The 13,208-nt window shown below is 37.0% G+C and carries 8 protein-coding genes and 1 pseudogene; 2 read left to right on the top strand and 7 right to left on the bottom strand.

Annotated features, from left to right (window positions below; translation table 11 throughout):
* Positions 1–226: 226 nt before the first annotated feature.
* The 5 genes from GHD00_RS06500 to GHD00_RS06480 form a co-directional block, all read right to left on the bottom strand.
* The gene (locus tag GHD00_RS06500; RefSeq protein ID WP_163537340.1) at positions 227–913 is read right to left on the bottom strand and encodes a hypothetical protein; all 687 of its coding nucleotides are present in this window, start codon (positions 911–913) and stop codon (positions 227–229) included.
* Between the two features lie 16 nt (positions 914–929).
* Positions 930–3,425: a helicase-related protein gene (locus GHD00_RS06495; protein ID WP_205600714.1), complete on the bottom strand. Its 2,496-nt coding sequence runs from the start codon at positions 3,423–3,425 to the stop codon at positions 930–932.
* A gap of 88 nt (positions 3,426–3,513) precedes the next feature.
* On the bottom strand, positions 3,514–5,412 hold the full coding sequence (gene ltrA / locus GHD00_RS06490) for a group II intron reverse transcriptase/maturase (RefSeq protein WP_163537338.1): 1,899 nt from the start codon (positions 5,410–5,412) through the stop codon (positions 3,514–3,516).
* Positions 5,413–6,104: 692 nt separating this feature from the next.
* Positions 6,105–7,025: a hypothetical protein gene (locus GHD00_RS06485; RefSeq protein ID WP_163537337.1), complete on the bottom strand. Its 921-nt coding sequence runs from the start codon at positions 7,023–7,025 to the stop codon at positions 6,105–6,107.
* 103 nt (positions 7,026–7,128) lie between these two features.
* The gene (locus tag GHD00_RS06480; protein ID WP_163537336.1) at positions 7,129–7,980 is read right to left on the bottom strand and encodes an ArdC-like ssDNA-binding domain-containing protein; all 852 of its coding nucleotides are present in this window, start codon (positions 7,978–7,980) and stop codon (positions 7,129–7,131) included.
* A 396-nt stretch (positions 7,981–8,376) separates the two neighbouring features.
* Between GHD00_RS06480 and GHD00_RS06475 the strand changes: the two are divergent.
* Positions 8,377–8,808 (top strand): annotated as a pseudogene (locus GHD00_RS06475) (transposase); the annotation flags it as partial.
* Positions 8,809–9,351: 543 nt separating this feature from the next.
* Here GHD00_RS06475 and GHD00_RS06470 read toward each other — a convergent pair.
* Entirely contained in the window at positions 9,352–10,218 is an 867-nt protein-coding gene (locus GHD00_RS06470; RefSeq protein ID WP_163537335.1) for a hypothetical protein, read from the bottom strand.
* Between the two features lie 151 nt (positions 10,219–10,369).
* On the opposite strand from GHD00_RS06470, the gene GHD00_RS06465 reads away from it, so the two are divergent.
* Positions 10,370–10,666 (top strand): hypothetical protein, encoded by a 297-nt coding sequence (locus tag GHD00_RS06465; RefSeq protein WP_163537334.1) that lies wholly within the window; start codon positions 10,370–10,372, stop codon positions 10,664–10,666.
* A 694-nt stretch (positions 10,667–11,360) separates the two neighbouring features.
* Here the strand turns inward: GHD00_RS06465 and GHD00_RS06460 are convergent.
* Positions 11,361–13,208 carry an LPD1 domain-containing protein gene (locus tag GHD00_RS06460; protein WP_163537333.1) on the bottom strand — a complete coding sequence of 616 codons (1,848 nt, stop codon included), beginning with the start codon at positions 13,206–13,208 and terminating at the stop codon, positions 11,361–11,363.

Below are 13,208 nucleotides of genomic sequence, written 5' to 3'. Positions count from 1 at the left end.
TTTTATAGTTTACCTAAGTTTTTTGTATAGTTCAGTCGAACCATGTCGATGTAGGCAAATTTATTTATAAAAAGGTACTTTTTATCCTAACAAATAAGTAAAATTACCCTTTTTTGGGTAATAAGTACCACCTCCGAGTAATAGTTTAACCTTTCCCATAGAAAAAAATAAGAAAAAATGTTTTTTTCCCTATGGGAAAAGGGCGACAAATGTCGCTCTCCTTTCCTTATACAATTTTTCGATCATATTCTTCATCTGGAATAATATAATCATCTGATACATCCGTATCTAAAGTTAATATAGATGTAACGACATTCTGTTCATCACAATGCACCAACACTAAATCACCGAGTTCAATGGATGCTGAGTGAATATGATCTGCTACTTGCTTCCATGTTCTTCTCCCCGAACAATTTAAATGAAGAAAATTTGCTTCGAAGCCTACAACCGATGCGACAAAGCTTTCTTGTGGTTGGAAGGTTGGTCGATCATCTGATGCAATTTCATCGATGTTTTCATCTACAGACCAATCTTCCATAGTGAGACAATTTTCCGCTTCAACATGGATACAAGGTTCTTCTGGTTGATCCTCTTCGGCAAATTCTGCTTGCAAATCCTCTAATAACTGCACTGCCGCTTCATCTAGTTCTGATACCACTGGTTCTTTATGTACAGAATCGGCCATATCTTCTGCCGTTTGTACCACTTCTTCCTCTTTTTCTGCTTTTTCCAATAGTGGATTTCGATACTCTCGTAGCTCTACTTGCTGCTGCATATATTCTTTCATGTGTTGCTTTATCCAATTTTCCACCCACAAGCATTCAATTGCTACTGCAAATCCTAACATCATCTCGAATTTAAATTGGGCAAGGTTCAAAAGGAACCCTAACACCCCTTGTAAAAATTCCATCATCCCATATTCCTCCCCTTTAAAATAGTTCGAATCCTAGTTGCCCAGCAACTGGTTCTTTTTTTCCTCTTATTTTCTTTGATTTTTGCTTCACTTCAAAAATAGAAGCATCAAACGATGAAGTCTTAGATACAGCTGGTTTCGATTCTTGGTTTACTAAGTGCTTGAGTACAGCACCATCGGATACCAGATCAAAACCAAATGCTTCGATAAGATCTACTTCTAACGTATCCTTTTGGACTGTAAACCCAGGTACCTCTCGATTTTTTATGCGCACAGCAATCTCTTCTTGTTTCCGTAATAAAATATTACGTGTCGCTTCCGTTTCAATGCGTTGTATGATCCATGCTTTTAATTGATCAGAAACCGATAGAGACTTCTTCTTGCCAACACCTTGTAATAGCTCGCGAGCTCTATCAGAAGATTGATTCACCCATTCTTCTGTAGAACCTTTTAGGGTTTCACCATTCTTAATGGATTTGATAAGCATACTTTGTAGATCCCCATCATCCCCTAACATCGCGGATAAACCATCGGAAGAAACTTCACCATTAATGGCGCTTGCTGCTTTGTTCTTTTGTGCAATAAGGGTTGCCATCTGTTCCTGATAACAATCTTTATACGCAATATAAAAAAGCCTGCACTCTCGATCTTGTGAAATCCTCCAAGCTCTACGTGATGCTTGATTAATAGTAAACAAGGACCAAGAGAATTGGTAAAAGATCAGTGTTGGCGTACATAATAAATCCAATCCTACCTTTACCAGTTCCTGTGATACGATAATGACATCGTATCCTTCTTGTTCTACCTTTTTTCTTAGCCAATCACTTCGAGCATTGGTAGCGGTTGTTGACGTATCTAATATGCCTACTTTCGCTCCTATTTGCTCTAGTACGTTTTTTAAGCGGGGACGAACGTCTCTACCTTTTACAGAAGAACCTGTATCACGTACATACACAATTGATGGCCGAGATTCTCCCATTTCGCCTCGTACAATTTCTTGCAATTTTTTCTCTTTATTAGTTAGACGTTCCTCTGGAATGTGTAATGCTGACCAAATACGTTCACGTTCTCCTGCTTCGTTTCTATACCAGACATCTGGATACGTAAACGGATTATCAGGATAAGCAATACCATTTTGCGTTAGCGGTAAATATAATTTTTTCCCGTCTTTTCGCTTTTCTATTTCATTCTCAAACGTGCTTACCATGTTTGCATAATTAGATCGAATATCTTTATCCATGTCGACTAGCATAGTCGGAACATTCACCAATTCAACTGGATCCGGCCACACATCAACTAATCGAACTAATACCGAATTGTGTACCAGGAATTTCCCAAATACAAACGGTGATATACCAGGTAAGACTTTTTCAGAACGCCTTGTTCCTCCTCGACTTTGTTTGTTCGTCTGTTCTCCACGATCTTTCTGTTCCACGGTTGTTGTTTCAATATTGCCAAACTCCTCATTCCAAGGGCGGACATTCGAATATTGAAAACCTGAGTCAACCATCATAGAAGGGAATAAACGCCATAGTAAATAATAAACATCTTCCGCACGACCGCCAAACAATGTTCCTGTCGCACCTACGACTTTTTTACTCACTGCAACTAGAGAGCCGAGACTATTTCCTTGCGCTGTCATTCCACTTTTCAATTCGTGAATTTCATCTACAAGTGTCATATCAAAGAAGTTCTTCATTTTCCTCCTTATATACTCAATGCTTGCAATACGCCTCGGATTTCCTTTTTGCTTTGGAATATCCGGTTGAGATAATTGCAGATGCTTCACGAGTCGATGATTACCATTTGCAGCAGCATGCGCTACTTTATTTTCATGTTTGGTCCACTCTTTAAAAGAGTGATAACGATTAGGTGTTTTTTTCGTCCAAAGACTAGCACCACACTCTAAACAGAAAGCATTTTGATACTTTCCATTATTGGAATGCAGCCTTCTTGCACTCCCCCACTCATTTTCTTTCATATCTCGTTTCTCTTGCACTTTTACTTCTTCGCCTTCTTCTGACATTTCGAGTTTCGTGGACTCAACCACCTGGTGTGGATGACCACAATCCGGACAATAATATCCGTCACGATAATAAGAGCGATCACTATCTGTTTTTTCTAAGGTCGTCGCAATTTGTTCATAATCTGTTGCAGGATGGATCGCACAATCTCCTCTCATCGTGGTAAATGAAATAACAAAGAATGTAGGCTTTCGCGGTTTTCTCCTTCCTGCTTTAGTCCATGCTGTGTGATACTGGATTAATTGCTCAGTATTTGTAATGACATGTACCCTTGCATCTGGAAGTACCTCTCGAATTTCTTCTGGCCACTTTTTCGTTAAACTAGGTGGTACCATGAGGCAAGCAAAAAAGCCTTTATTTCCTTTTTCTCGATGGTACGCATCCGCTATAGCGGTGAGCATCACCGATTTTCCTGTCATAGCGATAGGTAAGGTTTTGATGTCATCGCCACCTTTTCCCCCGCTCCACACCGTACGTGCGACTTTCACCGCATACGGCGTTCCAACGATGATCACTAAATGTTTGTTATCTCGCTCTCAACAGTTTGTGTTTAGCGATAACCAAGCTTCGGTTTATTTAGCTCTGAATTGGTTCATTTCCAACTGTTGTCCTTAGTTCATTCAATTTATCGAGGTGATCTTGTTTTAGGTTTATAGCAGATATAAGTTCCTTGATCGTGTTCGATTTGGTTGCGTGTATTAGTTTATGGATATCTTTCCGAACAATAATCAAGTTTTGGTATGAGTCATCTTGTGATAGGTGGTATGGGACTATATGATGACAGTGAATTTCATTCATAAGTAGTTCCACTTTTGTAACCCCACATTTCCCCTTCTGTGCAATAAATTTAGAAATCCTGTTATCTAAATATTCAATAGAAGAGTTTCTACCTATAGTAGGATGATCCCTTAACCATTTTATTTTCCATTCCGGTACTTCGGTTAATTCTTTATGAATTAACTTTCTACCTTCTGGAGTGTACTTGTTTATGGCTGTCCTTTTGTTAAGGGGTTTTTTCGTTTGAATATATCCAATCGGTAATATGGGTGTCTCCATTAAATACCTTAATCGTTTGGATTTAAGATATGGCTTTAAACCTTTATCCTTTCCATCGTAATTACCATGACGAGTATACCCCTTTTTCCTAAAACGGTTGTACATAGTACGGTTAATATGCTTGTGAAGTTTTGAGAAGTCTTCATTGCAGTGAGTAGCGATACGGTAGTAATTGTGTATCCCTATTACCATACTGTTGTATTTGATAATTTCCTCAATCGTTTTGTGACTGTTAGGACTTTGTTGGATTTTATTGATTTGCGATTTAAGAGAATCGTTTATTCTCTTAATCGCTTTAGGTGACACGTGAGATTTGACCACATATTTATTCGCATTTTTAGTTTGTTTGCCTTTCTTTATTGCTTTAATACTAAAACCCAAGAATTCGCAGGTGCGTTTTATAAGATTGGTAACTCCAGATTTTTCTTCTGAGATAGACAGTTTAAGTCTTTCATTTAACCAATCTTTAGTAGCCATGAAAATTCGTTCAGCGGTATTTCTATTGCGACAAATGATTTTAAAGTCATCTGCATACCGAACGAAGTATATCTCCTTGAGACCTGTAGTCTTTCTCATTTTTTTGTATTCATAGCTTCGTATTCGTTCCCCACTTTTCTTGAATAAAGGTTTGAGTTCCTTTAAGTTACGTTCCTCCCATTGATGGGCTATCCACCAATCAAATTCATTCAGATACACATTAGCAAGTAATGGGGATAGGACCCCACCTTGTGGTGTACCCTTTTTAGGATAGATAGTTTTTCCATTAGGAAGGACAATTGGTGCTTTTAGCATCCTTCTGATTATAACTAAAAGCTGTTTGTCCCTTATTCCCATTGTCCACATTTGACGCATTAGTTTTGTATGTGATACTTCATCGAAGAACCCTTTTATGTCGACGTCTACGACATAGTGTAGATATCCTCTGTTTATCCTCACATTCAAATCAGCTATTGCGTGTTCTGTTGAACGATTAGGGCGGAAACCATAACTATGCTTGTTGAACTTTGCTTCACAAATAGGTTCTAGTATTTGTAGAATGCTTTGTTGAGCAATCCTATCCCATAAGGAAGGAATGCCAAGTGGTCGTTTTTTTCCGTTTGGTTTAGGTATCTCGACTCTTTTAACCTTGCGAGGGTTGTAGAAAGAGAACCTTTTCCGAACAATTTTAATGAATTCACTTTCTGAGAGTTTCTCAATGTCATAGATAGTTATTCCATCTACTCCAGCGGTTGGACTACCGCTATTCCTCTTTAAATTCCTATATGCTAATAGAATATTGTTCTTTGAGGTTATTAACTGCATTAATTTCTTGAATGTCTTACCCTGTTTGCTTTCAGCATATAGGTCATCGAAAGTGTCTTGTAATCCATAATACTCAACATGTCGTAATTTCTTTTCGCTTGGTCCTTTATTCGCCATTTGTTTAATGGTATATCACGCTCCAATCATTGGATGCTGTGACCTTTTGAGTCATACAGGAATCCATTAGTGAACGAGTATCCCATAAGTAATCACCGTCTTGAGGCTGCTGCTCCTCTTCCATTACAGAAGTTTCTTCGCTCGTGCCTCTACTTTCACTAAAGTTAAACAAGGTTATGTTTTTCCCTTGTAACGCTTCTTAGTTGGTGCTAACTCCACGCTCTAGCTTCCAACGTTCCCACATCTGTATCAATGCTTGACTTAGGTGCTGACTATGAGCCTGCAATAACGACTCGACCTATAATCGAATATGGTGTTTCATAAATGTCATTCTTACTCCACCACTATTGCCACATTTGAACAATGCGTGAGTACAATTTCTATACTCCGGAGATATAGACTCTTTCATTCGCCAGTTCGTCAGTTCCTTTTGAACATTCTCACCATATCAGGCTTTTAATGACCCCCGGCATATAGGAAGTACAATCCACCTCTGGATCGCTTTCGTGGATACAAGAGTTCTCGTATCCTTACGACTTCTCTCTGCCGACTTTACCGAGCTTCAAACAATAAGGTTACATTATACACCGAACCTTATTGCTTGTCGGAGCTTAGGGAAGGCGTTTCAAGGCGTTTCCCCATCATTCCACCTTTCCAGATATGAGTTCTCCTAGGCTCTTAGTGATAAGAACCTAGTGCATCAGCTTTTCACTGTTGAACGTTTCGCACGACATTTCTCCTTGTAATAACATGGATTTCTGCTTTTTCAAGCGTTTGGCAATAGCGGTTGCCACATGTCCTTGCACAGGGAATAAAGGCCTTTTGTACTCATTGAAATACGGAAAAATATCATCTGTTAATGGATTCTGCTCTGGCTCTATCTCCTCTGATAATTTTTCCACGGCATCATCCATGTGCTCCACTAGATAAGATGATAAATCCTGAATTTCTTTTACTTTGGTACCAGTCCCACTTTTAGGGAATGTTAGGATGTTTCGTTTAATTAAATCACTAACGATATCATCCGCTTCTTCCTCTGTAAATTTGAGACGGTATACCTCAAAGCCATTTGGGAAGACACCTTTATCACAATAGAAATCTAATTTTTCAATAAAACCTTTTTCTAATAAAGTTTGATATAAGATGTCTTTCCACTCAGGCAAAATATGCAATCCATAATTTCCACCACCTAGAATTTGACGTATATCCTCTGCTGGATCTCCATCAAAGGAAAGGACATATTCGTCATCTCCTAATAAGGAATTATGGACAATGGCCACCGCTTTCCGATTTGGATCTATAGAGATAGGAAACTTCGTATATTTCCCTTTTTCAGATAACAAGTTATCATCTCTATGAAAGCGATAATCAGTTGTATCTTTCTCCCCATACCCAAACGCTAAGCCATTGGTACCAGAATCAATAGCAGCTTTCGTTGCTTGAATTGTCGAATCATTACCACTGATGATAGTCAGCAGCAAGTTCTTGGGATAATGGGGATTTTTAGGTTCGTCCGTCACTAAGGCATAACAAAACGAATGTTGCCAGGTGTTTTCTAAACGAACTTCTAACATCCTTGGAAACTCTTTTTCTAAGTCCATAATTGTTGTCATAAAATATCCTACCGATACAGATAGAAAGGGGTGTGTCCCCTATCTAAATGCACCGATAGGGAACACCTCCCTTTTAGTATTTATTTATATACAAAACCACCTATTAAGCGGTTTGTAAGCTGGATATCTCTTTTTGTATAGTTTCAAACTCTTGAATTAATTGGCCGGCAGTTTTCGCAATCTTTTCTCCATAATCTAAAAGAGGAGATTCAGATTGCTTTGCCCATCCTTTTACATATTGAAATGAGTAATCAGACGTATCTAAGCCAAAATAACGACAAATAATAAACGCTGTCCCTTCCGCTACGACCTCCTTTTCTTCCGATGATTTCACCAGATAGTCCATACAATCTACTCGACTATGAACAAGCTCATGTACCAGAGTTTTGGCACAATGGTTGACCGATAAAGCGGATGAAACGGTAATACGATGTAAATGAGGCTGATAATAACCCTTGGCATTACCTGTATCCCCATAAAAAATGGGACAATCATCGTTTTCGGCCATCTTCGTAGCAACCTCTATAATTTGTTGCGCTTCTGGACAATCCCCTTCCAATTCAATCTGCAATTTATCAATCGGAAGTGGGTCTCCTTCTGTTTGTGACACATCAAATACAGGAATAGCAACAAACCCGACTAACGTGTCTTCTTCCTCTCCCTTTTTGTTTTCTTTTTTCACAATCTTTGGAGCAAGAATCCGTAATGCTCGCTCACCTTTTTGAACACTTCGCCCCAACTCTTTCCAATGCTTAAATCCTGCTAGAAAAGAGGCACCTGGTAGCTGTGCTTTTGCTAACATCAGATTTCGAAATGAATAAGAGGGCATTAATGCCTTCATTTCCAAAACAGCGGCAAATTGCTCTGGCGAATATTCAAATTCTCTTACTCCTTTGTCTAAGGTGTTTAATAATTCTTCTACTCTCTCCCTGTGTGTTTTCTTTTTGTGGTGCATGTCACCTCATCCTCCCTATGGTTTATCTATATAAAAAAAACGAGCATAATAAGATCTTTGTAGATCCTACTATCCTCGTTCATAACCGCTCACAAACACTTTTTTTAAAACGCAAAAAAGCCTTTGAGTTTGATGTACTTCTCCTACTGCTGTAGAAAAAGTGACGTCAACCCAAAGGCTGTGTTATATCGTAATTCACCCGCTAACCTATATATAGGTTGCTTCAAAAATTAAACGTAAACATGTATAGTTCTATTATATAGGTTATTGCGGAATTCTACAAGAAAAAAATAAAAACCACCCTGAATTATTCACGAAAAATCACTAATTGTCTACTAAATGTCTATCTAACAAGCTACTTTGTAAAGTGGGCATTCACTTAAAAAATGAAAAAAGATAAAATCGATACGCCCTGCTGGCGAATTACTGTTTACCCATTCTTTCTTTGTGACCAACTTAGTAGATGCACTTTCTCCTAAAGTGATTATCTCTACTTACCAAAAAAGAGGAACGATGGAGAACTATATCAAGGAAGCCAAAAATGGGTTCGGTTTTGATAAAATGAATAGTCATTCCTACCAAGTAAACGAAGTAAAGATGATGTTTAGTATCTTGGCTTATAACTTAACGAACTGGTTGCGTACACTTTGTTTTCCAGAAGAACAAAAGACCATGCAAATCGACACCATACGTACACGAATTATTAAAGTTGCCAGTAAATTAGTGAAATCAGGACGATCCCTGTACTTCAAACTAGCTTCAAGTTTCGTGTACCAGGAATTCTTTTGGAAAGTAATTCAGCGAATTCAGAAGCTAAAGCTAGTGTGAACGAGCCAAATACCTATTAAAAAAATTTCAATGTCAGAACAAGGGGGGAGTCTGCCCAAAAAACCATTTATTTAAGAGATTTGTTTTAAAATCACGACTTAAGTAGCGAAATCACGAGAATGTTTGCCTAGCGACCAAGAAAATGTTTGATTATGGCTTCGAACATGAATCAGCTAGGAAGTATGAATAATTCTGGACCACTTTAATTGAAACATGATTAAAGTTTTACTAGCCTTACATTTTTCCTACGGTTATCGTTATTTGATGTGTTTTGATTAGAATAACGTGATTTTTTTCTTGTTACTCTCCAAGCGTTTGTATAAAGCATCTTCGCAACATCGGTTAATCTTTCTTCATCTTTAATAATGATTGTTCTTACAAAAATAGGTGCTATTTTTCTCTTTCTCTATTCTTATCCCATCACAAGTATTCATTTTTGAGTACTATAAGATAAACAAATAATAACTTTATCCTGCTCAGTTAAGACAGAATTTCACAAGAATCTAGAAAAAGGTTCTTCATTTGTGAAGAACCTTAAAAGTTTTAATTAAAATATACCGTTTGTCTGTGAGGGGCTTTGAGCATACTAGACCCATCTGATAATTTGTGGTTAACTGTAATTGGACCAAGATTCGCAGATACACTAGTAGTAGTAGAATTATAATCTGATGCATATTCCATCTCAAATATAGCGCTTGTATCAGATGAGTCTTTTACAATTCGATAACTTACAAACCCTTTATAGTAATAAGCTGGTCCACTCCAATTCCACGTGGCTCCATTATTGCTATCAATTTCGTATGGTCTTCCTCCAGCATCTCCATAATAATACCAAGATGAACCCGATGAAGTTTTATATTGAATACGAGCTTCATAAGAATCAGGTGCAATATCTAGGTCTGTTTCTTTTGCAAAACCTATAAACTCTCTTGGCGCTGTCTCTGCCTTTTTCCATTCAAAGTTTGCATAAATTCTATAGATATCTGAATGGCTAGTTCCAATAGAGCCAAACCATAACGCTAAATCTTCTTCTGGAATTGTACTTTGTAAATAAAAATGTGAATCATCTACTTCCGTTATTTCTTCTAATTGACCATTACTATTTTTAAAATACTTTTTCTTTTCTTCTTCTCTAAATATTAATTTTTCTTGAGGATTTTCCGCTAAAATATCCTTGAAATCTTCTATTGTTAGTTTTTTAGTTTCAATATCAAGCTTTGAAACTTCTTCTCTAGTTAATCCATTTCGAATTAAGTAACTGTCTATCTGTCTTTCATCTGCCCGCTCAATATTTAAGGCTACGTCAGATTGAAGAGAGTCAGCGTTAACAGATGTTATAAAAAAAAGAGACACTAAGAAAAAGACACTACCTAAAACTAACTTGCCTGATAACTTTTTTACTTTTTCCATTTAATCTACCCCTATCTTGTATATTTATTCCATAATATCACATTTTTTGTAATTTTTGTATAAATTTATAAAAAAATGAAGATTACCTATTTATTTTTTTAATTTGTAACTGTACTATTTATATAAGTTAAATAAAAAGGAGAGTGTTTTAATGAATGATAAATTCACAAAAATAATTCTAGCAGGTATTTTGTTATCACTACTTATTATTGCTTTTAAACCTAGTCCTACTCCGAATTCCACACGTCCAATAATACAAAATGATTATACAACTGGGGAAAAAGTAGTAAATTTAGGAGAGAATAAAATCGCTGTTGTATATACAGATAAGAATTCCTCTATAAGAGGGAAAATACTTGTATTAGAATTTATTGAGGATGACAATACATTTAAGCTTATTAGTACTGATAATTACCGTGATGCTCTACGTAATTACGACTCACAATGATATCTATATTATGATTATTCGGTTTAATTGGCATGCTCCTTTTCTATAATATTCGTCTTTATGTCATTGGCCATGAATACTAGGAAAAAAATGTTCGATTTTATGGTGAAATTAACAGGATTTTTTGCAGCTGCAGAAGACTCTTCCACATCATCATACGTATAGTGATCAAAAAATTCTTTTAATGGTTTCAACTGCTTGTCTGAACGTTAGATCTGGATGAACGGTATAATTTGGCTATTTTGCATTGATGTGAGATCAGAATACCCTTCTTTTTGCGGAATTTACTCATATTTCTGACGAAGAATTTTCGGCATTATACCGAGCTTTGTTGCTATTTTTTCATCTGACATGACTTGAATGTTCTCGGGCTTTGCTCGATTGGATTATGAGTGAGGTAATAAAAGAAAAATGGAAGATTTACGCTCTTCGGAATAGTATCTAATTCTGATATATTTTACATTACCTCGAAGTCAATTCTTTCACAATTTGGCCCGATTGCTGAAAAAGAAAAAACCTGTATTGATTTTTAATAAAATATCAATACAGGTTTTTTGATCAAACTTTTAAAAAATACATAACAAAACTCATCTATATCATCTAACTCTTTCATAATGTAATCTACTGAATTGGTATTTGTTCATTATACTTATACAAAATAGGACAAGGAAAAGCCTTTCCTTGTCCTATTCTATTATAAAGCGAAAGTATCTCGAATAACACGAATGAATTGATCAAAGGCGTTATTTATCTTTACTCGTTCTTCTCCCACGGGAAATACCTTCTTATCATATGTGCCACACACCAAGTAGTCATTTCGCCGACCTTGTTCTTTGAGCTTATCTTCAATATAAGCTTCAAAAGCACGGGCTGCTAATTCGATAGGTCGACTCCAATACCCCTTTTTCCCTTTATCCAATTTGATAGCTTGTAAATAAAAATTGGATTTATCGGTAGGAATCGGTATCTCCTGAAGACGTTCCCCTGTTTCGCATTCATGTAACCATGCTAAAGCTTGCGCTATTTTATTTAATTCTCTTATTTGTTTTTTCTTCATTTTCTCTATCTGTTGCTTGGAAACAGCAGAGTACATTTTATCGATCATATCAATACGGCGATCTAGCTGCTCCTCCTGTTGTAATCGATAGGAAAGAAGGGCATTTCTGACACTACCATTTTCTCGTCGATAAAGTGACTTGATTCTGGAAGATAAACGCCAGGTAGTATGATCCTCATTCTTATTGGTAATCATCTCAATACCTTCACCTTTTATGATCATATCCATTAATTGTTCTACTGCATGACGGACTTTTACAGATAAGTTCGTACCGCAGCCTTGTTGGTTGGTGATATAACCAAGTTGACCGTTTTGATAGTTATGCGAAAAGTCAAATAGCCAATGATCCAACCCATGAAACCATTCATGAGCAGTATTACCAAGACTACCTTTATTTCGTGTAAAATTAATAACTTTTTCTAGTGGCTCATAAGAAGCTAATGCAGTGCCACGCCCCCGACTACCAAAAGCGATTCCAAGACGTTGGTTAAAAGACAAAGAAGTATAGGTATTGATTTGTAAGATATCCGCTAAATCATAAAAAGCTTCTGAAAAGCGGAACAAATGATTAGCCCCTATGTCATCATTGGTCCAGTGACCAAATTGCACACCACGCAATGAAAAAGCATCTTGTAATTGTTCCGGTGTACGAACTTTTGATATTGGACCACCTATACGGTTAGGACGTTCTGGTAGCTCTCGTTCCCAAACACGGGAAGTTTTTTTCCTTTGCGTCCGCTTTTTCGTTGTTAATAAATCGTCCCACGATTGAACCTTATCCATGACGTTATTTATCGTGTTATTGGCACTCTTGGCTTGCAAAAAGAAATTAGAGAATTTCTTTCCTAAACAACGTAATGGAAGTTCATTCGCTTTGTGCACTTTGGCGATATACTCCGTGTATTGTTTCTTATCTCGCTTTGACCTTTCATAGAGCTTATCATTTTCTTTCGCATCTAATTGACGTAGATATGCATCCGCTTGTTGAATGCGTTCGTATGCATACTGTAGATTAGATCCCTCATAATTCATGGTCTTTCTTAATTCGTACACTTTATCTTTTAAATCGTCAAACGTAAGTACGGATTCCATGGTTTCTTTATAAAAAAGAGCGGCTCGTAAATAAGCCGCTCTGCCTTCTGGTGAATCCTCTTGTGGTACTTTACCGATACGCTGAATGACTAACTGTTTCACTCGTGCGACGACGGGTTCTGTACCTTTTTCTTTTTCTTCCTTTAACGAAAAGTTGTCAAATATTAAATCACGTGTCACCATTTCTGCAGCAACTTGAGGACTTATGTCTTCTAGTTGTTGCAAGCGCTCGTTATTCTGCATTTCTCCAAAAGCTTTTCGCAAGGATGCTTCCTCTTTTCGTGAACCACGAATCTTTTCTCCAACATCATAAGCAATTCTTCGATTTCTTTGCTTATCCGTTCTTATATCCTCCGATTTTTTCTCAAAATCAAACAAAGTGACTTGCTTCAT

It is taken from the genome of Gracilibacillus sp. YIM 98692 (genome assembly GCF_010993965.1).
Classification (GTDB): domain Bacteria; phylum Bacillota; class Bacilli; order Bacillales; family Amphibacillaceae; genus Gracilibacillus.
This window is presented reverse-complemented; position numbering and strand designations above follow the sequence as displayed.